This is a genomic window from Cobetia sp. L2A1, from assembly GCF_009796845.1.
Lineage (GTDB): Bacteria > Pseudomonadota > Gammaproteobacteria > Pseudomonadales > Halomonadaceae > Cobetia.
In genome coordinates this window covers 2414636-2435066 of record NZ_CP047025.1, presented here as the reverse complement: position 1 = coordinate 2435066, position 20431 = coordinate 2414636, and the positions used below count along the sequence as shown (strand labels likewise).

Below are 20431 nucleotides of genomic sequence, written 5' to 3'. Positions count from 1 at the left end.
CCATGAGGAGGCCCTGACGCCATGCGTCTCGATTATTCAGGACCGCTCCCCGAAACCATCGGATTCCTGCTGCTGCCGCGCTTTTCGATGATGGCGTTCTTTGCCGCGGTAGAGCCGCTGAGGATCGCCAATCGCATCAGTGGCCAGACGCTATTTCGCTGGTTATTGATCAGCGAGGATGGCCAGCCGGTGACGTCATCAAGCGGTATGACATTGGTGGCAGATCACAGCATTCTCGATATTCGCTCACTTCCGTCGTTGGCGGTGTGTAGCGGGTTTGAGCCAGAAGCCCATCTCAACCGTGCCCTGAGTGGCTGGCTGAATCGCCTGGATGGGGCAGGCTGTGTGCTGGGCGGGCTTGATACCGGCTGCTTCCTGTTGGCAGCAGCAGGCTTGCTGGACGGTGAGCGTGTCACGCTGCACTGGGAGAGCCTGCCGGCCTTCCGTGAGCGCTTTCCGACCATCAGTACGTCAGACGAGCTGTTCGAGCTGGGCGCACGGCGCTTTTCGTGTGCCGGTGGGGCAGCGGCCATGGACATGGCGCTGGACGTGATCGCACGCCGTCATGGCACAGCACTGGCAGTGGACGTATCCGAGCAGCTGGTGCACGACCGCATGCGCACACGCACCGATCAGCAGCGCATGACGCTAGCCAGGCGTCTTGGCACCCACAAACGCCAGTTGGTCGATGCGGTGGCGCTGATGGAACAGCATCTGGACACACCGCTGACGCTTGAGGAATTGGCACGGCGCTGTCGGGTATCGCTGAGACAATTGCAACGCCTCTTCGAGCAGGAACTATCCACCTCGCCGCGCGCCTGGTATTTGAAATTGCGGTTGGAGCGAGCGCGGCATCTGCTCAAGGAGACTGATCTCGACATCCTCTCGGTGGGGCTTTCCAGTGGCTTTACCTCAAGCTCCAGTTTTTCGCGTGCCTATCGCAATCACTTCGGGCACTCGCCACGCCAGACGCGATGACCTTGTTGACCTTCGATGTTCTTGTTGTCCGTCGATGAGCGTGACAAAAAAGGCCTGCCCAATGGGCAGGCCTTTTGCGTGGTGAGCGATTGACGATCAGTCACATGCAGAGCGTCTCATTCCAGGTAGGGGATCAGGCGCCCCATCACGATCACCCCTATCCACGCACACAGCGACAGCAGGCCTGCCAGGAGGGCCAGTTGACGCTTGTTGGCAGGGGTCTGGTTAGCGTCGTTGATCAGCGGCTCATCCCTGCTGATCAGCGACGGCTTCAAATAGTGTCGAAAGACCAGCGCATTCACGCCTGCAAAGGTGATCAGCGCCATCTTGATCTGAAACGAGGTATTGCCCCAATAGCGATCCGGGTCCCCGAATAGGAACAGCACGCCAGTTGTCAGGTTGATGGCAAAGCCGACCAGCGCCCCGGGGATGAAGCCGTTGGCCCCCCGAAACGATAGATGACGTATCACGCTCATCAGGCGCAGGTCGATGATCATCAGCCCACCGAACAGCAGGCTGAGGCCGAGATAGTGCAGCATCTCGAGGATTGGCCACACCGAGGTCGAGTGCACAATGGCGCTATGCAGGGCGGTGGACTTCATCCAGAGCGCGAGGGTGTCCGCGGTCATGGGATGTGCCTCAAGTAGTTCACGAGCAATACCCGATCAAACGGCCTGCCAGCATGGCGGCCCCCCAGAGCAGTAGATTGACCAGCGCCAGCCCCTTGTCGGCCGGTCGGATCGCACGCGCTTCCGGGCGAAGACGCCGCCAAAGCCACAGGCTTGTGCCCAGTGCGAAGGGCAGCACCAGCAGCTTGGCCCACAGCGCCGTGTTGTCGTAGACCATTGAGGCCTCCCCCGCGAACATGCCGATACCGGTCAGTAGACTGATGAATGCCCCCAGCAGAACGATGCCTCGATAGCGAAGCAGTCCAGTGATTGATGCAGCCGTGTTGATTCCCAGCACGCGCAGATCGATCATCCAGCTGATGCCCAGCACCATCGCCATGCCCACCACGTGCAGTGACAGCGTGATGGGATAGCCCCATTCAGAGCTTGCCACCCACATTCCCAGCCACGAGTCTTCCAGCGCGAACCAAAGCTCCATGGGGAAAGCCCTCGCCTCAGTGGGGCGGCTCAACATGGCCGGCATTGGTCAGGTCGTCGCAGTGATACTCCTCGTAGGCATCATCGGTCGCCACGACATCGTCCTGTCCTGTCAGCGGCTCTGTCAGATAGATCGGGTCTTCGATGGTGTAACTGCGATGCAGCGTGACACCGTCCTCATCCCGCCAGAATGTCTCCACGGTATGCAGTTGTGCACTGTTCATCAGCGCGACGCCGTCCATGGGCGATGCCAGAAGATAGCCCGGCGTGAAGCCGCGGGTGTCCACGACCAGCTTGCCATTTTCCCAATGGCCGATGGAGTGCCCCGCCCGACTGGGCGTGAGGTCTGACGGGTGCTTTACCTGGTTCAGATAAATGGTGCGTTCGAGATCCATGAAGCCGTAGTCAATATGAACGGTGTCAGCAGTCTGCTCGATATGATTGACCATCTCATCGAAGGTCCAGTCTTCGAAGATATTGGTCGCCATGCAGTTGAAGCGAGGGTTGTCATCACGATCGTAACCCTTGGAGGCTGTCTTTGCGGCAGCTGTCACGGGCAGGTCCTTGGGCAGAGATTGTGCTGGGCGGTCCGCGCCTTCGGGCGGCATGCCGCCTGACGGTGGCATGCCGTGATCCGGACGTGGCCCCAGTTGCGGGCCGTGTTCTCCCGGAGGACCGCCAGCCCCAGGTGCGAGTGGCTGGAAGTGTATCGCGGCCCAGTTGCCAGCAAGAGTGGGAGTGCCGTCCTGAGTCGTCGCCCGCTGCGCTTGTTCATCTGCCGTACTTTTTGTATCGCTCGTTTCATGCTCGGGGCGAGTATCCAGCTGGGTGCCATCTGCCAGTGATAATTGCTCGACGACGCACCCCAGCGCCTCTGTGCGCGAGGGATGGCCGTGAACGGTGACGTGAGTCCCTGTCTGCAACATGTCCTTGGTCCAGCCATCACGCTTGAGCGCCGTCCATGAGCCCATTTCGCACGCCCAGGTCTCGGGTTTGTCATCATTTGTCGTCGATTCGATGTACAGATAGGAATGCGGGTTGACGAGTCGTGCGCGTGAGAGGGTGCCGGAAATGTCGACATCCTTGGTGACATCAAACTCCGAATTCACGCCGTGGTGCGCCCAAGCGGGCTGAGCTATGCCTGTGAGGAGGAGAGAGAGGCCGAGGGCGGTCTGAGCTGAGAGATATCTCATGGGTAGGGTGTCCGATTGAGAAAAAGGAAGACAAGGGCACCGTCTTCTGAAGCAAACTGAATCGTCATGATCATGATCATGATCATGGTCAGGACATCGTTAGCATCTCGACAAGGAACAAGATGATGTATGGATATTGATGAATGATGGCGAGTCTAGCGGTGAAGTAGTGCAGGAAATGTTGACGAAATGTGATGGCACGATACGTGGTGTCTTTCATGGCATTTCGCCTACTGAAGACAAACATTGGCCATGGTGATGATGACTCAGAGGCAGCCATGAAAAGCCCGGAGATTTTTGACGTTTATTTGCATTGTTGGGAGGGGGTTTGGCGCTGTTATCCGACGGGTCGGCACCGTGATTGCTGCTATGCTGAAAGGGATTTCATTAGGCTGGCAGCGATTCTTCGTTTATTGGATGATGGGTGAATGTTGCGTCTCGCGGTAACAATATTAGTTAGACAAGACAGTCGGCATCACCTCGATGTAGACCCTTGTCATCTGCCAATATCACGCAATAGGGATGATTACATGAAGCATTTTGCAGGCACGATGTTGCTGAGTAGTGCAATGGGACTGATGGCCTCCGGCTCTGCGATGGCTCATGAGATGGATGTCTCGGCACGTCTGGAGCACATCAAGTCGATGTTCGATGCCAAGAGCATCGTTGAGGGCCCCAAGGTGGTGGACTGCACGCTTTCCGGCGGCACCGAGACCCAGTGCTTCAGCATCACCCTCAAGAATTCACTGGACCATGACGAGATGGGCTCCTGGTGCCCGGAGAACATTGGTGATGGCGACGATAAAGGCGGCATCTGGATGCGCGATGGCAAATCTATTGATGTTGATGGTGCCTTCATCGAGAATCTGGCCACCTTCTATGACGACCCCGAATGGCAGTTGTTCGACAAGGAGACTGGCAAGATCAACGTCACGGATACCAAGGAAGCCTGTGCAGCTGCGGCGGCAATAATCGTGGCTGATGAATACAACAACTACTGCGTGAAGTGTGACCCGGCTTACATGGATGAGCTGACGGAAACGACCTACGTGCTGCCATTGGTGCCGGTGCCGCTGGAAGGCGAGCCAGATGACAATCAGCATGGCCAGCGTGGTGTGGCGTTCAATGGGGTCGTCTTTGATGGTTCTGCCCCGCAGGATGTCATTCTCGCGGCTCATACCGTGGCACCGCTGGATGATTGTGGCGGTCACGTGAACCTGCATGCCGGCTATCACTACCACGGCGCCAATGGCTGTAGCCCGGAAGAGAAGGTGGCCGAGGCGGACGCCCCGATGATCGGCTTCGCGATGGACGGATACCCGATCCTGGCCAAGCTGACCGGCGATGACGCGGAAGACGCGGACCTTGACGCCTGCAGTGGTCACACCGCCAAGAGCATTGGTTATCACTACCACGGCAACAGTGCCGAGAAGAACGCGATCCTGGGTTGCTTCCACGGAGAAAGCGGCTGTGCACTCCACTCTGCGGATGCTGTCTGCAAGGCAGATGAGCTTCCGGCAGGTCCGCCGCCGGGTCAGGATGGTGAGCGTCCGGATGGTCCGCCGCCGGGCCAGGAGCGTCCCGAAGCTGCAGAGTAATCACGTGGCAGAGCGTGCGACAGTGCGTGACGTATCTACCTCGTTGCGTACTGTTTTTTGACTTATTGCTTGCACAGTCAAGTCGCAGGATTTGCCCATCAACAGGAACACAAGGAACAGCACGATGAATTTCACTCATATGTCTGCCGCCGTGCCCAAGATGGCGCGTGTCGGAGCAATGCTCCTGATGACGACTGCACTGCTGACAGTGAGCGGGATGAGTGCTGCTCAACAGCCGCCGAGTGGTGGGCCGCCTAATGGCAAACCCCCGCAGGAGGCCTTTGATGCCTGTGCTGACAAGCAGGTGGGTGACCAGTGTCAGATCAAGGTACCGAACGCTGATTCACTGGTGCCGGGTCAGTGCGTCGCCCCTCCCAAGGGTGGTGAAACGGCTTGCCTGCCAGATGACGCACCCAAGGGCGACAAGCACTGAGTGCTTTTTTACTGTTCTTGCCGTTTTTTACTGCCTGGGCGGAATCCCGTGATGGCGCACCTGTCCAGTGCCTGTCAGCGAAATGATTCTGCTTGCTGCATGTCTGTATGATTATTGAAAGATATGTGTATTGTTTTGGTATAATGTTCGTGTTGCTGTTCATGGATAGCGGCACTGACGCTTTTACGTAATATCCTGCGCCCGTCTGACTGATGATGTCCCCACTGATCAGTTGCGGGCGCTTTTTTTTGGAGCCTTACATGAAGCCAGTATCCCTTGTGAGCAAGACGGCATGGCTGGCCGCGGTGTTGCCTGCCTCCTTGTTGTTGGCCAGCGCCGCTCGCGCCGAAGTCGTGCCGGGACAGTTCTCTGAATCTGCGCTGGTCAAGGCGCCTGAGACAGTGGAATGTACCCTTGAAAATGGCACCACTACCCAATGCACCAGGATTGTCGTCAAGCATAAGCCAGACGACCTCAAGACAGGCCCTTTCTGCCCTCCGACACTGGATGATGCCGGTGGCATCTGGGATTGGGATGGCACCAGACCGGGTCTGTATCGTCTGGATCGCAGCTTCTTTGAAATGCTCGATACGCTTGGCTTCCATTTCTATGATGAGGATGAAAAACTCCACATCATGACGGACTTGAGCAAGAAGCCGGTCGACGACAACAACTGTCTGAACGTCTCCCCGGATGAAAGCGTCGAGATGACGATTCTGTTGCCGCTGGAGCCAGTGGAGGCGAAAGAGCCCACGTCACTGGGTACCGTGGCCAAGGTCGGGCTGGCACTGGATGGTGTCCCGATCTTCGCGGATGCGCCGTCAGTGCTGGATACCGGCAATCTGCCGGCTCTGGATACCTGTGGAGGGCATACCGACCCCGGCGGCTGGTATCACTGGCACGCGACTGCAACGGATATCGACGCCGTCTATTCCAAGGAAGAGGTGGATGTCAACTGCCAGCTGCCACAGAGCCACAGTGCTCAATTCGCTTATGCCTTCGATGGTTATCCGATGTTCGGCAGCGAAGATCCGACGGGGGAAGTGCCGACGGATCTCGACAGCTGCAATGGCCACTTCGGCCCGACCAAGCGTCACCCGGAAGGCGAGTATCACTATCACGCCACGGAAGAATTCCCCAACCTGCCCAAGTGCTTGAAAGGCGAGATGGCGAAGGAGAACTTCACCACCAATGCCAAGATGGGGATCGGTTCCCCACGCGCACCGGGCCAGGGGCCAGGTCCGGGCCCGGATGGTGTTGCACCCATAGGCGGTCCGGAAAGCGATGATGCATCCGGTGATGCCAACGAGCAGTAATCTGACAGGCCATCTTCGTGTGGCCTGTCTGTCGTGTAGGCCATGAGTCGCGTCGCGCAGAGTCATGTGAAGCAAGCGTCGCATGAGACGCGATATTTCCAGTACTTCAGTCATGATGACAGGAGATTTCAGGATGAAGTCGGTCAAGCAAGGTAGTGATAAATGGGTGGCGGCTCTGGTGGCGGGCCTGCTGGCAGCAAGTCTGGCAAGTGCTCAGGCGCTCGCAGCGGAGGGTGCCGCAGGGGATGCTTCCATGAGCTTCTTCGTCACCAGTCACAATCCCGGCAAGGGCGGTGATTTCGGCGGTGTCAAAGGGGCTGATGCGCATTGTCAGTCACTGGCAGAGTCGGCAGGGGTGGGTGACAGGCAGTGGGCAGCTTACCTGTCTACCAGCGAAGAGAATGCGCGTGATCGCATTGGTGCCGGCCCCTGGTACAACGCCGAGGGTGTGATGGTCGCCAAGGATGTCGAGGCACTGCATTCCGTGGCCACCAACGTCAGTCAGGCGACCGCCTTGACGGAGAAGGGCGAACACATCACTGGCTATGGGGATACTCCCAATCGTCATGACATCCTCACCGCCTCCAATGCCCAAGGTGAGCTCGAAGGTGGCACCTGTCAGGACTGGACCAGTTCAAGCAATGATGAAGGTGTCATGGTCGGACACTTCGACCGCCAGGGGGGAGGCGCTCAGCCGACCTCATGGAATTCGGCACACCAGACCAAGGGCTGTGATATCCCGGCGCTGAAAAGCACCGGTGGAGATGGTCTCTTGTACTGCTTTGCCAAGTAACTTCGCATGAACAAGCCTTCTTCCAATGCATTCTTTTCTGCATAGGGGGGAGGCTTTTTATTGACCTCGATGGATGACTACATGATGACGCTTCCCCAGTGTTTACGGCCAAGCACTGCCCGTACATGCGCACTCAGCATGGCTTTCTTGTTACTGCTATTTTCACGCATGGCCGAAGCTCATGTGGATACGGATTCCGTCGGCGGATTCGCGGCTGGTTTCCTCCATCCGCTGACCGGGCTGGACCACTTCACCGCCATGGCAGCGGTAGGGCTATGGGGTGTCATTCTCGGGCGTCCCGCCACCTGGCTGTTGCCGGTTGTCTTCCCGATGATCATGGCGCTGGGCAGTGTCGTCGGCATTGTCGGGATTCCTCTGCCGGGGATCGAGATCGGTATCGCGCTCTCGGCGCTGGTGCTGGGGATCTTCATTGCCGGACGAGTGAAATTGCCATTGTGGATCGCTTGTCTGGTGGTATCAGTGTTCGCCATCTGTCATGGCTATGCCCATGGGGCGGAGTTACCGTTGGCCTCTGATCCGTTCGCCTTTGCCATCGGCTTCATGCTGGCGACTGGTTCGTTGCACGCCGCGGGTATCGGTGTCGGTGTGCTGGCAGAGCGTTTCCGTCAAGGCCAGCTGTTGCGAGTGTTGGGCGCGGTGACGGCCTTGCTGGGCGTCTACTTCCTGATAGAGGCTCTGGCGTGATGTGGCAGGATCAGTTGATGTTGGGCTTTCAAGCCGCCGCCGGAAGCCCCGTCATTCTCTACATGCTGCTGACGGCAGGGCTGGTCGGTGTTGCCACTCAGAGTCGTTTCACGGCTTGCGAGGTGATGCGCCATGTTCTGCGAGTGATCAATGGCATGGTGCTGGGTATCGCGGTGTCGCTGTTCGCACCGGATTACCTAGTGATGGGAGTGGTCGGGCTTGCGATGTTCTTCGCCTTGCTGGTGTCGATCCATCTGCCGCTGCGTACAGCCTGGGGGCATGCCGCGATGGCACGTGTTCCGGCATTGATGGCGGGGCTGATCGTGGGGCTGCTGTTTCTGGGGCATGACGTGGCGACTACGCCCGCCGCGTTGCTTGTCGGAGTGCTGGGGACGATTCTGGGCACCATCCTCTTGTGCTGGGGGGTGTTTGCCCTGATCGGGCGCGTGTTGCCAGAGGCGGCTTTCGTGATCGCCCAGCGCGTGCTGGGTGCCTGGATGGTCGCCATCGGCGTGATGACACTGACGTTCATCGTCATGCAGTGGTAGCGCCTGCTGTTCGAGCCGGCATCGGAGCTATCACCAGAACCACCACAAGAACCGCCATACGTGAAGTTGCCCAGGGTTGGGCGTGGGGCGGCCATCGGGCCGCTCTCTTCAAAGAGTCTGGATCAGATTCCATCACCACGACCTCAAAGGAGGGGAGCATGTCATCCACCGATCAGAACTCGCATGGACGAGGACGCTTCATGCGTCGTTCCATTGCATTGGGCATAGGGACTGCGGTCTTGGCGCCGTTGGCATTTCACGCTGCGCAGTCTATCGCCAATGACCCGGCATCACTGACGGCCAAGCAGAAGACACGCTGTGATGTCGTGAAAGCCTCGGTGAAGGACGCAGGCTTTGACGATTCGGTGTCGGTCAGCTGTCACGATGGCAAGGCATTGATTGCTTCGGACACCTGGCCGGACCACGAGATGATGACCGGCATCGTCGGCACCAATGAGCAGATACCGGTGCCGGCCAAGGGTTACGCATCGCCCGTAGTGCTGGAGCCCAAGATGCGCGGCAGTGAGGAGTCACCCTATACGCGTGATGCTGCGCTGGGTGTCGCCGTCAATGGCGTGCCGATCTACGACTACACCGGCGGCGGAGAGATGTCTCAGGATGACCTCTCAAGTTATCAGGCCAAGAATGACACCCTGGCCACCAAACAGCTGGATGCCTGTGGTGGGCATTCCGGGCGTGGCGATGACTACCACTATCATGTCAAACCCACCTGCATGATCGACAAGATGAAGAATGCCGATGACAACCCCATCATCGGTTGGGCGCTGGATGGGTATCCCATCTATGGCGACGATAATCCAGATGGCAGTCATATCGCGAACGGAGCGCTGGATATCTGCAATGGCCAGCCGGACAAGACCTTTGGCTATCGCTACCACACTTCGCAGAAGGCGCCCTATATCGTGCAGTGCCTGATGGGGAAAGTGCCTGACCAGAAGGACTTGCCACGTGTGGCGCCATTGTCAGCCGCAAACGATACCAGCGATGCCAATAGCCGTGGGCGTCCTGCCGGCACTCCGCCGCAAGGGGGCGTGGAAGACCTCGTCTTTACCCAGCAGGCAGACGGCAAGCGCAGCATGGATTACACCTATCACGGTGAAGCCTATTACATTCGCTATACGCCCACCGATACGCCCGATTGCTATGACTTTGAAACGCGTACCGTGACAGATGGTGGAGACGTCAAGACAGGGGAGTACTGCCGATGAGTTCTGCAGGATCGAGCAAGTTATTGAGCAATTTGTCGGGCAAGTTCTCAAGTGCCTTGCAGACGCGTCTCGCGCGTGGGATGGCCGCTGGGCTTTGTACGTTGGCACTGGCCGGGCCCATGGCCACGCCTGCGCTGGCACAAGGCGACTTCACGCTCACCAGTCCTGCCTTCAGTGATGACGGCTGGCTGCCGGATGACCTGAAATGCACTCGCGACGGCGGCGATGGCCTCACACCCCCACTGACATGGGGGGATGTGCCTGACGGCACACAGAGCCTCGCCCTCATCATGCATCACTATCCCAAAGGCACCGTCGAAGGTCGTGACGCTCCCAGCCAGTATTGGCTGCTGTGGAATCTCCCGGCAGACACCCACGCCTTGCCGCGCGGCAACCCGGCGTCGCTGGGGGATGAGGGCGCCGACAAGGACAAGAAACGTATCGGGTATACGCCGCCTTGTTCACCTCCCGGCCCTGAGGGCTCGTATCACGAATACACGATCACGCTGTATGCCTTGAAGGCACCGCTGGATTCGTTGCCGGATCATGACGACATGAGCGTGAACTGGGAGACGATGACCGAGGCGCTCAAGGGGAAGGTCATTGATTCATCCTCCATCACCTTCCGCAACTGAGCAGATGATGGACGCAAGACAGCCCCTGCAAGCCAAGAAGACCGATCACTATTCACCACGAAAGGAATCCTCATGCGCACATTACTGACCGCTGCCCTCATTTTGGCTGCTGCACCTGCCTTTGCCGATTCACACGCCAAGGATGAGCATGCAGCAAAGCCCAAGGCCGGGCCTCAGAGCGGTACCAGACTCAAGGCCGAGGTCTGGGTCGATAACTGGTTTGAAATGTACGTCAATGGCGAGAAGGCGATGCAAGACAGCGTGCCGATCACCACTGAGCGCTCTTTCAATTCAGAAACCGCCATCATCGAGACGCAATTCCCGGTGACGATTGCCATCAAGGCCAAGGACTTCAAGGAGAATGACTCAGGCCTTGAATATATCGGCACCGATCGTCAGCAGATGGGTGATGGCGGCATGATTGCCCAGTTCCGTGATGCAAAGACAGGTGACGTCATCGGTGTTACCAACAGCGACATGCATTGCCTCGTGGTACATCACGCACCGGTGAAGACTTCCTGCGAAGACGAAAGTGACCCACAAGCGGGTGAGGGTGCTTGTGCCTTCGAGGAAACTACGGTTGATGGTGATTGGACCGCCCCGGACTTCGACGATAGCGACTGGCCGGCTGCCATTGAACACGCTGCCAGCGACGTCAGCCCGAAAGATGGCTATGACGATATCGACTGGGACGACAACGCCAAGTTCGTCTGGGGGGAAAGCCTCAAGCAGGACAACACGCTGCTGTGCCGCATGACTATCGAAGGCTGATCTGCGCGTGCCGTTGTAACAATAAAAAGGCGCCCCTGCGAAAGCAGGGGCGCCTTTTTATTGCGCTCATCTGAGAGATGGAGCGGGAAGTTACTTGCTCCAGGCGCCTTTGATGGGCTTGGAGAAGTGCGCCAGCACGGCGATAAGGCAGACTTCGATCGACATGGACCAGCAGACGTGGCCGAGGGTTTCACTCCACAGTTCATAGCCGTTGAGGTTCCACAGCCAGCCAGTCGTTTCACCGCCAAGGTAGGCCGGGTTGCGGAAGCCGAGGGCCGGAATCAGGAAGCCATGCATGACGAAGGTGATCAACAGGCCATACACCGCACCATAACCGGCACGCACTTTCGGCCAGTAGGCTGACAAGGCGACATACAGGAAGGCGAAAGCAAAGCTGAACAGCCAGTGATACAGCATCACGGCACCCGGGATGGTGATGCCTTGATAGACGTAGTCCATGGAGTGGGAGTTGATTCCCAGGCCGCCCAGCCAGGAGTCGATGTGAATCGCCGGCGGAGAAGCTTCACCGCTGACACGCGGCGGCATGTTGGATTCGGTGCCGGACTTGATCAGCGAGCTGACGAAGCCGCCGATCAAGGTGGCCCAGAAAATGATCTGGCAGTTGAGCTTCTTGCCTGTCATGTAGTGTCAATCCTTGCGGTTGGTCAGGGGCGTTGGGGAGGTCGCCACCTAAGTACTGGCCGATGATGTACAGAATGCTCGGCCAATATCGTAATAAGAAAATGCTCATCGAGTATATATCGTCATTGTGCAAACGATATGCAGGAAGCAGGCGCAAGTGATGGTCAGCGGCGAAGGGTTGTGTGGAGGGCAAAGCCTCTGGGTTGGCATTGCAATGTGGCTGCCCGCGCCCCATAGCCAGTAACAGGCCAAGGGAATGGAGCAGTTATGCAGTTCATGAAAAATGCCAAGGAGTTGGCGCGCAATCCACTCGGTATCATCGCGCTGTTCATCTCGCTGATCTATGGATTCGCGAGTCTGTTGTTGAATTCATCCGCCGACAAGCTGACAGAGGCTGAGCGTTGGCCGCTGATCGCCTTCATCGTTATCTTTCCGCTATTGGTGCTGGGCGTTTTCTATCGTCTTGTCACCCATCATCACGGCAAACTCTATGCGCCTGGCGATTACCATAAGGACCGCTCCTTCATGCGTACCCTGTCGCCCAGCGAACAAGAGGCGCGTCTGACCGCTGAGGTGCGGGACTCACTGGGCGAGGAGGATGGCGATGAGAGGAAGGCAGAGGATGCCCAGATCTCCGTGGATGATGCTGACGTGGCGCAACTGCTTCACGGCGGCAATAACGACACGCCGATGGCGTCACCATCCAGTGGGGAGATGGCATCACATGAGGTGGCGCGCGAGAAGATGACGCGAGAGCATCGCCACGAGCTACGCGCAGTGAAAACGGCTCTGGTGCGTCAGATTGCACGCGAGTCTGGCGCAAAGCAGGCCAGTGAGGTTCGCCACGATATCCAGGTAGGTGATACACGGGCATGCTTCGATGCGGTGTTTGTTGGTCAGGCATCCGTGAATACCTTTGTTGATGTCAGAGTGCTGAAACATCACGCCAAGGCTGAGCGTGTGCTTGACAGTATTCTTTACGAAGCCCTCATCGCGGAACGGGCGATGGATGACAACTTCCGACTGGTGGTCGTGGTCGTGATCTACGGCGACGCTGAGCTGCGGGGCCAATTGCAGGCCCGCTGGCAGTCTCTTGTTTCACAGTGTCCCGCGGATGTGGAGCTGCGGGTACTGCGCCGCGATGAGGTGCAGTGCGACGAGGTACGAGTGTCTTGAGCCAGATTCTCTTGAATACGATTTTCTTGGGTGCAATGCAGATAGCGCTGCGCGATCAAGCGTCACGCGCTGACGTGCAGGAGAGTCAGCCTCATGCGTCGTCAATGCGACCCTTCAATGCGCCGCAGAAATCGCGCCAGGCGACGCCCATCTCCGGTAGCACATGATGTGCATGAAGCGCGGCATGCACCATGCCCGGCGCACAGCGATAGCCAATATCAGCCCCTTGCGCCTGCCATGTCGCGATCGCAGCCTCTAGTGGAGCGGTGAGGGGGTCGTGTTCGACACTCAAGACTTCGATGCGCTTTGCAGGGGCGAAGCGTGAGTGGGCTGGTGAGGGCGCATAGCTGCCTGACGCATCACCCTCGACCACGACCTGCCACATGCTGACGATCTCCTCACGACTGAGGAGGGGCGCAGTGGGGCCTAGCGTGCGCTCATCATCAGCGTCCAGCGACAAGACGGGATCAAGTGGCGGATAGACCAGGCCAAGCACTGTCTCGGCATGGTAAGGAGATGGTGCGGGTGAGGATTCTGCCGAGAGCACTCGGGTGACATCCATCACCAGTCGCGCTCCAGCGCTGTCCCCGACCAGAGCTGCCGGAGGCTGTGTCTGCGACAGGTGGCGAACGGCGACCAGGCAATCCTCCAGCAGGTCGCGGTAACTGACGTCGGGCAACAGCCGGTAATCGACGCTGACCACGACGCGTCCGAGATGATTCGCCAGACTGGCAGCGACTCCCTGGTGGGTCTCCACCGAGCCTATCTGCCAGGCACCGCCGTGCAGGTAGACGACGGGAGCCAACGAGGCATTCTGGCATCCCGCCGGGCAGAGGTGGCGCAATCGAAGAGGAGACTCCCGGTCCGCGACTGACAGCATTTCATCGTGTGATGTCATGCCGGCGGGCAGAGGGGCACCGATTTTCTGGCACAGCTTTTCATAGCACAGACGCGCCTGCGGTATCTCAAGCGTGACCATGTCCTCCAGGCCGAGAGAAAAGGTCTCGATGAAGTCATGGCAGCGGATGGCTGACCGTAGTGGAGATGATAGGGGAGACGGTGTCGTTGTCATGAGTCGGCTCTGAGTGGGGAGTGATCCAAACGATAACACCCCGACAGCGGTTGCTGGCGGGGTGTCGATGAAAAGCCGAGTCACGCAGGATGGCAGTCCCTTACTTGCGACGGATACCGATGCGACGACCTGCTGCCTTGGGCCAGTCATCAGCGCTGGCTGGCTGAGGTAGCGCCGCGATGCGTTCAGCGACCTCATCAGGGCAGGGCGCAGGACGCCCGCCGCTGATGCTCATGGCCATCAACATCTGCTCACTGGTGGCGATGCCGTTGCCTTCTGCATCGCTGAGGGTGAACAGCACATGCTGGCGCTTGGCGTCGTGATCCAGCAGTAGCACATCGACCTTGAGCGCCTGGCCTTCATGCGCTTCCGCCAGATAGCAGAGGTGCGTTTCCAGCGTGTAGATGGTCAGGTCATATTGCTCACGGCCTGCCGCATCCAACCCGACTTGTTCCATCAGCGCTTCAACGCCCATCGAGAAGGCCCGCGCATATTCGGCATCATTCATGTGGCCGTTATAGTCGACCCATGCGTGAGGCACGGTGATGTCGAGCAATGCCATCAGATACGGCCCTCAAGACCTTCCGCTTCCGGCCAATACTTGCGCGTCAGCGTCAGCATCTCAACCAGGAAGTCATCACGACGACGGTCAAGTTGTGCCACCGTACGACCCGCGGCCTGGAATTCACAGCCTTCCACGACCTTGTCGATCAGTTCGTCGGTCAGTTCTGGCGCTTCCAGTTTGGTCCACGGAAGTTTCAGTGCCGGGCCGAATTGTTCGAGCATGTGACGCATGCCCGGCTCGCCGCCGGCGAGGTGGAAGGTCAGGAAGGTGCCCATCAGTGACCAACGCAGACCACAGCCATAGACGACAGCCGCATCGATCTCTTCAGTGGTGGCGACGCCATCATTGACCAGGTGCAGAGCTTCACGCCACAGCGCTTCCATCAGACGGTCAGCGATGTGGCCTTCGATCTCGCGACGCACGATCAGCGGACGCATGGACAGCGCTTGATAGTCTTCGCGCGCGCCTTCCAGCAGTGCCGGCGTCGTATGCTCACCACCGACCAGCTCGACCAGCGGCAGCAGATAGACCGGATTGAACGGGTGGGCGACGATGACGCGGCCCGGTGCGTTCTTGCAGTCCTTCTGCAGATCGGTCGGCTTGAAGCCGGAGGTGGAAGAGCCGATCACGACATGAGTGTCAGCCGCCGCATCAATGGCGCTGAGGATTTCCTGCTTGAGCGGCAGACGCTCCGGCACGTTTTCCTGGATCAGATCCGCGCCGACAACTGCTTCTTCAATGGTCGGTGCAAAGCGCAGGCGTTCCACGGAAGCGCCTTGTGCAAGGCCGTCCTTCTCGAGGGCGTGCCAGGCATTTTCCACGAAGGCGCGGGTGCGTGCCTGTGCGTCGGGGGCTGGATCAAAGGCGACGACATCCCAGCCATTGGCCAGTGCGCGTGCGATCCACCCATTGCCGATGACACCGGTACCGATGACGGATAACTGGCTCATGCAACACCTCCAGCGGTTTCACGTGCTGCGACATCGCCGGCAGTCTTGCCGGTAGACGGATCACGCAGCTTGAGGAAGACGCGAGTCTCGGCCGGCGTCATGACGCTGGAACCGAGGTTTTCGATGATACCTGCCGCTTTCTCGACCAGCTGACCATTAGAGGCCATGACACCCTTCTTGAGATAGAGGTTGTCTTCCAGACCGACGCGAGCGTGACCGCCCAGCAACACTGCCTGTGCGACCATCGGCATCTGCATGCGACCGATACCGAAGGCTGCCCAGTTGGAATTGGTCGGCAGCTTGTTCTTCATGGTCATCATGGTTTCGGTGTCGGCTTCAGCGCCCCACGGAATGCCCAGGCACAGCTGGAAGAGCAGATCGTCGTCGAGCAGACCTTCTTCCTGCAGCTGGCGAGCGAACCAGACGTGGCCCAGATCGAAGCACTCAAGCTCCGGCTTGACGCCAGCAGCCTGCACCAGACGAGCGTGCTCGCGCAGCCAGTCAGCGGTATTGATGTAGACCATGTCGCCGAAGTTCAGGCTACCGCAGTCCAGGGTGCACAGTTCCGGCAGCAGTTCCCCGACCGGCGCATGACGCTCGGCTGGGGTCTGCATGTCAGTGCCCGGGCCACCGCGAGTCGGATCAGTGGCATCCGGAATCCAGTCACCACCGCCACCGGCAGTGATGTTCATGACGATGTCGGTGTCTGATGAACGAACACGATCCATGACTTCACGGAAGAGCTCGGTGGAATGGCTGATGCCGCCAGTCTCCGGGTCACGCACGTGGATGTGAGCAACACTGGCACCGGCCTTGGCCGCCGCGATGCAGTCATCGGCGATCTGCTTCGGGGTGACCGGAACATTGGGATTCTTGCTGGCGGTATCACCGGCGCCAGTGATGGCGCATGTCAGGATAGTCTTGCGATTCATCGTCGAGCCTCACGTAACTGGATAACTTTCGGTCGAATCGAGCAAGCGTTCTGCGGGGCTCGCAGAAGACTTGCGCTTCGGTTGGACACAGTGTCGTGAAATTGCGCGAGGTCAGATGAGCAAAAAGCGCCGTTTATTTGACTTTTCACGCCAACATTCGTGAGTCGCGCCGGCAAGGTAAAGACGGGGCATAGGAGGCAGGGCATATGCCAGGACTATGACCGATGCATGCCTGATGACTTTGCGTGTCAGATACCGTCCGTGATGGCCGTATCCTCAATGCAAAACACCCGAACCGCAGGAGAGGTATCTCCTGTCGACTCGGGTGTTTCAGGCATGGCATGCAAACATTTCAGCGCAATCGCGCTTCACATACAAATGGTTTGACGTTACTGAGACTTGCCGCTGTCCAGGCGGGTGAACACCACCTTGGCATAATCACCGTTGGCTTCATCCGTTTTCCAATCACCCGTGCCTTCACAGGCATTGGAGGTGGGTTTGGTATTGCACTGGTTGTAAGACCCCGCCTTGAAGTACATCCAGTCACCGGCATATCCGGCCGGAAGATCATCGCTGTCCACCTTGCCATTGGCATCGACATTGTCGGCCAGGTTGATCTCGAAATTGCGGGTGGGATGGCCTTCGGCATTGAAGGTCAAGTGCATGATGTCGCCCTTGACCTCGACCTTGTAGCTGAAGGTATCGCCCAGCGCGATACCGTCCTCACCCGGGTCAGTCGACTCATTCCAGTCGTGTCCCCATACCGCATAGCTGACATCAGTCCGCTTGGGGTCTTCCTTGGCAAGATTCTTCTCATAGTTCCAGAAGACGGAGCCTGTTTCCTGATCCGGGAGCTTCTTGTAGAAGATCTTGAGAGGTTCGTTACCGTGACCGAAGCCCTCGTCCTCCTCCATGACGCCCTCGTCCTTGCCGGCATGAATCTGACCGACAACGACTGAAAATGCTGACTTTCGCTCAGGTTTTTTCGAACGTTCCGCCACGTGATCGACTCGCAGAGTGGCGTCGAGATATCCGCCGACCTGTGCGAATTCATCGGCATTCTTGTGGGACGCGAGCGCAAAGTTGTTCTGCGGATCGTGGGTGCCAATCTTGGTATCGGTCCCCCGTAACATCTGACGGAGTTCCGTACGGGCATTACTGGAATTAGGTGTCGTGAACGCCTTGTTGGGGGTCACGAATACCAGGTGATCTTCATCGTCGAGATAGAAGTAATCCTGATGACGATAGGACTGAAGCTCAGATACCGTGATTTCATCCACCTTGCCGTCACCATCACCATCCATTGGTAATGTCAGCTTCCAGGTATCCAGGTTGAAAGCGTCTGCCGGAGGGGCATCACTGGCGAATGCAGGTGAGGCAATGGCACCTGCGCCTGCCGCGATGATAAGGGCATTGAGAATAGGGTGGCGTACCCGATGGTTATGCATGGCGTCCTGCCTTTTTTGTGCTTATGGGAGGTGTTTCTGTTGAGGCATCCGAAGGCTAGAGGCTGAGCGTTTCAACTGTCAAGAAATTATTTAACGTTAATGAAATGACGTTTCATTGTTGTTTTTATTATTTATTACAAAGACTTGAGAGGCTAATGCTGTCATTGGGTCTGGGTCGGAACCCCATGTCATAGCGCTAAAGTGATGCCAGGTATGTGATTGATTACATGAGAAATAATGCAAGGAAATGATCGGTATTGAGCACTGGATGTTATCCATTGGTCACAAGACGAGAGCGAGCGAGCCCGAGAAGGGCGATGAGCAAGTGCAGAGAGCGTGGCGAGAATTTCGGAGGGGCAGCGGGGGAGAGTACTAGGAATGACATTGACGGATATCAACGAGATGACAATGAGAAAGCGCCAATATCCTGTCAGGTATCTGTGTGAAAGCAGGCAAGAAACAGGTGGAAAAGCACGTCCTATCATCCAGGACGTGTCGTCATCTCATGATGAAATGCACGCTGATTCACTGGCTGGCATCAGGAGATGACGACGTCGATCGCATGGACTCATGCGTGCACTGACACCACTCAGCGCTTGGGCTTCCATCCCAGGTTTGATGAGATATTGCGGCCGGACTCACAGAGTATCTTTTGATACTCGCGGGTGACGTCCTGGTGATAACGAATGGTCGGAATGGACATGCTGAGTGCCGCGATGGCCTTGCCGGTATGATCGAAGAGGGGCGTCGCAAAGCAGCAGACACCGTCATCCATTTCTTCGAGGTCTTCGGAGAGTCCTGTGTCGCGTGTAATCGCGAAGTGTTCACGCAGCGCTTCAACCGTGGTCAGGGTGCGCTTGGTGCGTGCCTCGAACGACGTGTTGGCCAGCATCTGCTCAAGTTGTGGTTCGCTCATGTAGGCCATCAGCGCCTTGCCCATCGCGGTGGTATGCGCAGGGGTTCGGTCCCCGATGCGGGTGTTCATGCACAGGTTGAAATGCGAGTTGTACTTGTGGACATACACGATCTCACCGGTCGGCATGTCGATGGTGCCGAGGTGAACGGCTTCTCGCGTCAGTGTCGACAGCGCAGCCATGTCCGGATCGGCCATCTTGATCAGGTCCATGTTGCCGAGCGCGGAACTGCCCAGTACGAAGGACTTCATGGTCAGACGATATTTCTCGTTATCGGGGTCCTGCGCGACATAGCCCAGATTCTTGAGCGTCTGCAGGAATCGATACGCGGTGCTCTTGGACATCATTGCGCGTTGAGACAGGTCCGACAGGCTCGATTCATGGTCGATATCCAACCCCTCGAGTACTGCCATCACCTTCATCACTGCGGTGACGTTGTCTACCTTGGCATCGGTGGCCTTGGTTTCTAATGACATGAAATCCCTTAATTCTGAAATTATTGAAATTGGATTTTAGAACAGGTCTGTTCGCTTTTACACCTTTCGTCGGCTACTCACAATGGCATCGGAGTGTTAGCCAATCGTTTGGCTATAGTTGGATGGGTCTATATGAAAAAAAGTTATTGAAATGATGTTTCAAAAACAAAAACTGAGTGCTAGTTTTTCAAAACGCTATTTCAGTTTGATGATTCTTGTCACGCCATTGACCGATGCATGGATGAGGTCACGGATGCCTGTCTCATGTTCAAGGCGTGCAAGATACCCAGGAGGTTCACGGATGAACGGCAGTCACTTCTTTCTCACCGAGCAACATGACTGGCAGACGGTAGAGTCCGGTATCCAGCGCAAGATCATCGGGCATACCGAGCAATTGATGGCAGTCTGCGTGAAATTCGACAAGGGGGCTGTCGGGCCAGCCCATGCACATGAGCTACATGACCAGATCGGCTATGTGTTGCAGGGTGCCTTCGAGATCGTGCTGGGTGATGAGACACGGAGACTCACGGCAGGTGATGCCTTCATCGCCCCGCGCCAGACGCTTCATGGCGCTATCGCCCTCGAGGATGACAGTCGAGTGATGGACCTCTTTTCTCCCAGGCGGGACGACATGCTCAACGAATGACACTGAGGTGGCGAGGCCCACGCTGCAAGGCCTGCCAGCCGCCACTTGTCACTTCACTCGTCACTTCCTGCTCATCTCTTTTCACCCAATGCTGACAAATCATGGCACATGGCAGGAGTCCCTTGTTCTCCCTTTGTGACACACATGTATCTTCAGTTTTATCTAAATTAATTTTCAATGAAGTGCTCTCGAGACTTACCGCATGATCGATGTGTTCGGAGCCGGAAACCCGCAACGCTGGTGACTGGTGAGGGGAGAGAGCCCTTTGACAAGCGCGTACGTTTCGGCGCCCAAGGCGCCTTCAA

General features: G+C 57.6%; 22 protein-coding genes. 12 read left to right on the top strand and 10 right to left on the bottom strand.

All coding sequences use genetic code 11. The features are described 5' to 3' along the window. Positions 1-21 precede the first annotated feature (21 nt). Positions 22-978, top strand: coding sequence for a GlxA family transcriptional regulator (locus tag GQR90_RS10470; RefSeq protein ID WP_158774060.1), 957 nt, complete (start codon positions 22-24; stop codon positions 976-978). A gap of 116 nt (positions 979-1094) precedes the next feature. On the opposite strand, the gene GQR90_RS10465 is transcribed toward GQR90_RS10470, so the two are convergent. From GQR90_RS10465 to GQR90_RS10455, 3 genes are read right to left on the bottom strand one after another with little or no spacing between them, the layout of a single operon-like run. Then, complete coding sequence (locus GQR90_RS10465) at positions 1095-1607, bottom strand: hypothetical protein (RefSeq protein ID WP_158774059.1); 513 nt, start codon at positions 1605-1607, stop codon at positions 1095-1097. A gap of 19 nt (positions 1608-1626) precedes the next feature. Beyond that, on the bottom strand, positions 1627-2085 hold the full coding sequence (locus GQR90_RS10460; protein WP_158774058.1) for a hypothetical protein: 459 nt from the start codon (positions 2083-2085) through the stop codon (positions 1627-1629). 16 nt (positions 2086-2101) lie between these two features. Next, positions 2102-3277, bottom strand: coding sequence for a DUF6152 family protein (locus GQR90_RS10455; RefSeq protein ID WP_267902028.1), 1176 nt, complete (start codon positions 3275-3277; stop codon positions 2102-2104). Positions 3278-3807: 530 nt separating this feature from the next. Here GQR90_RS10455 and GQR90_RS10450 point away from each other — a divergent pair. From GQR90_RS10450 to GQR90_RS10410, 9 genes are all read left to right on the top strand, one after another. Continuing rightward, positions 3808-4875: a YHYH protein gene (locus GQR90_RS10450; RefSeq protein WP_158774056.1), complete on the top strand. Its 1068-nt coding sequence runs from the start codon at positions 3808-3810 to the stop codon at positions 4873-4875. A 124-nt stretch (positions 4876-4999) separates the two neighbouring features. Continuing rightward, on the top strand, positions 5000-5308 hold the full coding sequence (locus GQR90_RS10445) for a hypothetical protein (protein WP_158774055.1): 309 nt from the start codon (positions 5000-5002) through the stop codon (positions 5306-5308). Positions 5309-5568: 260 nt separating this feature from the next. After that, positions 5569-6624: a YHYH protein gene (locus GQR90_RS10440; protein ID WP_158774054.1), complete on the top strand. Its 1056-nt coding sequence runs from the start codon at positions 5569-5571 to the stop codon at positions 6622-6624. Between the two features lie 133 nt (positions 6625-6757). Then, positions 6758-7417 carry a hypothetical protein gene (locus GQR90_RS10435; RefSeq protein WP_199269406.1) on the top strand — a complete coding sequence of 220 codons (660 nt, stop codon included), beginning with the start codon at positions 6758-6760 and terminating at the stop codon, positions 7415-7417. A 138-nt stretch (positions 7418-7555) separates the two neighbouring features. Beyond that, positions 7556-8122 (top strand): HupE/UreJ family protein, encoded by a 567-nt coding sequence (locus tag GQR90_RS10430; protein WP_199269405.1) that lies wholly within the window; start codon positions 7556-7558, stop codon positions 8120-8122. 17 nt (positions 8123-8139) lie between these two features. Further along, positions 8140-8670 (top strand): hypothetical protein, encoded by a 531-nt coding sequence (locus GQR90_RS10425; protein ID WP_158774053.1) that lies wholly within the window; start codon positions 8140-8142, stop codon positions 8668-8670. A gap of 158 nt (positions 8671-8828) precedes the next feature. Beyond that, positions 8829-9899, top strand: coding sequence for a YHYH protein (locus tag GQR90_RS10420; RefSeq protein ID WP_158774052.1), 1071 nt, complete (start codon positions 8829-8831; stop codon positions 9897-9899). Beyond that, complete coding sequence (locus GQR90_RS10415) at positions 9896-10534, top strand: YbhB/YbcL family Raf kinase inhibitor-like protein (RefSeq protein WP_158774051.1); 639 nt, start codon at positions 9896-9898, stop codon at positions 10532-10534. Before GQR90_RS10420 ends, GQR90_RS10415 begins: the two co-directional genes overlap by 4 nt. 72 nt (positions 10535-10606) lie before the next feature. Next, the gene (locus GQR90_RS10410; RefSeq protein ID WP_158774050.1) at positions 10607-11305 is read left to right on the top strand and encodes a PEBP family protein; all 699 of its coding nucleotides are present in this window, start codon (positions 10607-10609) and stop codon (positions 11303-11305) included. Positions 11306-11395: 90 nt separating this feature from the next. Here GQR90_RS10410 and GQR90_RS10405 read toward each other — a convergent pair whose 3' ends face one another. Then, positions 11396-11947: a YagU family protein gene (locus GQR90_RS10405; protein ID WP_158774049.1), complete on the bottom strand. Its 552-nt coding sequence runs from the start codon at positions 11945-11947 to the stop codon at positions 11396-11398. Between the two features lie 267 nt (positions 11948-12214). Here GQR90_RS10405 and GQR90_RS10400 point away from each other — a divergent pair, with 267 nt between their 5' ends. Next, entirely contained in the window at positions 12215-13123 is a 909-nt protein-coding gene (locus GQR90_RS10400; RefSeq protein WP_158774048.1) for a hypothetical protein, read from the top strand. Between the two features lie 91 nt (positions 13124-13214). On the opposite strand, the gene GQR90_RS10395 is transcribed toward GQR90_RS10400, so the two are convergent. The 6 genes from GQR90_RS10395 to kdgR form a co-directional block, all read right to left on the bottom strand. Continuing rightward, positions 13215-14195, bottom strand: coding sequence for an alpha/beta hydrolase fold domain-containing protein (locus GQR90_RS10395; RefSeq protein ID WP_158774047.1), 981 nt, complete (start codon positions 14193-14195; stop codon positions 13215-13217). A 100-nt stretch (positions 14196-14295) separates the two neighbouring features. After that, a complete protein-coding gene (locus GQR90_RS10390; RefSeq protein ID WP_158774046.1) occupies positions 14296-14757 on the bottom strand; it encodes a thioesterase family protein in 462 nt (153 codons plus the stop codon). Then, complete coding sequence (locus GQR90_RS10385; RefSeq protein ID WP_158774045.1) at positions 14757-15710, bottom strand: L-carnitine dehydrogenase; 954 nt, start codon at positions 15708-15710, stop codon at positions 14757-14759. The genes GQR90_RS10390 and GQR90_RS10385 overlap by 1 nt, the downstream gene beginning before the upstream one ends. Then, positions 15707-16642 (bottom strand): 3-keto-5-aminohexanoate cleavage protein, encoded by a 936-nt coding sequence (locus GQR90_RS10380; RefSeq protein WP_158774044.1) that lies wholly within the window; start codon positions 16640-16642, stop codon positions 15707-15709. Before GQR90_RS10380 ends, GQR90_RS10385 begins: the two co-directional genes overlap by 4 nt. 389 nt (positions 16643-17031) lie before the next feature. Further along, positions 17032-18090, bottom strand: coding sequence for a polysaccharide lyase family 7 protein (locus GQR90_RS10375; RefSeq protein WP_158774043.1), 1059 nt, complete (start codon positions 18088-18090; stop codon positions 17032-17034). Positions 18091-18679: 589 nt separating this feature from the next. Continuing rightward, positions 18680-19480 carry a DNA-binding transcriptional regulator KdgR gene (gene kdgR / locus GQR90_RS10370; protein ID WP_158774042.1) on the bottom strand — a complete coding sequence of 267 codons (801 nt, stop codon included), beginning with the start codon at positions 19478-19480 and terminating at the stop codon, positions 18680-18682. Positions 19481-19781: 301 nt separating this feature from the next. Between kdgR and GQR90_RS10365 the strand changes: the two genes are divergently transcribed. Then, positions 19782-20126 (top strand): cupin domain-containing protein, encoded by a 345-nt coding sequence (locus tag GQR90_RS10365; RefSeq protein WP_158774041.1) that lies wholly within the window; start codon positions 19782-19784, stop codon positions 20124-20126. The last annotated feature ends 305 nt before the right edge of the window (positions 20127-20431 follow it).

Bases quoted from the DNA above. Each gene is read 5' to 3' on its own strand.
- GQR90_RS10415 (WP_158774051.1), top strand. From the start codon at position 9,896: ATGAGTTCTGCAGGATCGAGCAAGTTATTGAGCAATTTGTCGGGCAAG.
- GQR90_RS10390 (WP_158774046.1), bottom strand. From the start codon at position 14,757: ATGGCATTGCTCGACATCACCGTGCCTCACGCATGGGTCGACTATAAC.
- GQR90_RS10375 (WP_158774043.1), bottom strand. From the start codon at position 18,090: ATGCATAACCATCGGGTACGCCACCCTATTCTCAATGCCCTTATCATC.
- GQR90_RS10380 (WP_158774044.1), bottom strand. From the start codon at position 16,642: ATGAATCGCAAGACTATCCTGACATGCGCCATCACTGGCGCCGGTGAT.
- GQR90_RS10450 (WP_158774056.1), top strand. From the start codon at position 3,808: ATGAAGCATTTTGCAGGCACGATGTTGCTGAGTAGTGCAATGGGACTG.
- GQR90_RS10405 (WP_158774049.1), bottom strand. From the start codon at position 11,947: ATGACAGGCAAGAAGCTCAACTGCCAGATCATTTTCTGGGCCACCTTG.
- GQR90_RS10470 (WP_158774060.1), top strand. From the start codon at position 22: ATGCGTCTCGATTATTCAGGACCGCTCCCCGAAACCATCGGATTCCTG.
- GQR90_RS10440 (WP_158774054.1), top strand. From the start codon at position 5,569: ATGAAGCCAGTATCCCTTGTGAGCAAGACGGCATGGCTGGCCGCGGTG.
- GQR90_RS10420 (WP_158774052.1), top strand. From the start codon at position 8,829: ATGTCATCCACCGATCAGAACTCGCATGGACGAGGACGCTTCATGCGT.
- GQR90_RS10395 (WP_158774047.1), bottom strand. From the start codon at position 14,195: ATGACAACGACACCGTCTCCCCTATCATCTCCACTACGGTCAGCCATC.
- GQR90_RS10460 (WP_158774058.1), bottom strand. From the start codon at position 2,085: ATGGAGCTTTGGTTCGCGCTGGAAGACTCGTGGCTGGGAATGTGGGTG.
- GQR90_RS10385 (WP_158774045.1), bottom strand. From the start codon at position 15,710: ATGAGCCAGTTATCCGTCATCGGTACCGGTGTCATCGGCAATGGGTGG.
- GQR90_RS10365 (WP_158774041.1), top strand. From the start codon at position 19,782: ATGAACGGCAGTCACTTCTTTCTCACCGAGCAACATGACTGGCAGACG.
- GQR90_RS10435 (WP_199269406.1), top strand. From the start codon at position 6,758: ATGAAGTCGGTCAAGCAAGGTAGTGATAAATGGGTGGCGGCTCTGGTG.
- GQR90_RS10400 (WP_158774048.1), top strand. From the start codon at position 12,215: ATGCAGTTCATGAAAAATGCCAAGGAGTTGGCGCGCAATCCACTCGGT.
- GQR90_RS10445 (WP_158774055.1), top strand. From the start codon at position 5,000: ATGAATTTCACTCATATGTCTGCCGCCGTGCCCAAGATGGCGCGTGTC.
- GQR90_RS10430 (WP_199269405.1), top strand. From the start codon at position 7,556: ATGGCTTTCTTGTTACTGCTATTTTCACGCATGGCCGAAGCTCATGTG.
- kdgR (WP_158774042.1), bottom strand. From the start codon at position 19,480: ATGTCATTAGAAACCAAGGCCACCGATGCCAAGGTAGACAACGTCACC.
- GQR90_RS10455 (WP_267902028.1), bottom strand. From the start codon at position 3,277: ATGAGATATCTCTCAGCTCAGACCGCCCTCGGCCTCTCTCTCCTCCTC.
- GQR90_RS10425 (WP_158774053.1), top strand. From the start codon at position 8,140: ATGTTGGGCTTTCAAGCCGCCGCCGGAAGCCCCGTCATTCTCTACATG.
- GQR90_RS10410 (WP_158774050.1), top strand. From the start codon at position 10,607: ATGCGCACATTACTGACCGCTGCCCTCATTTTGGCTGCTGCACCTGCC.
- GQR90_RS10465 (WP_158774059.1), bottom strand. From the start codon at position 1,607: ATGACCGCGGACACCCTCGCGCTCTGGATGAAGTCCACCGCCCTGCAT.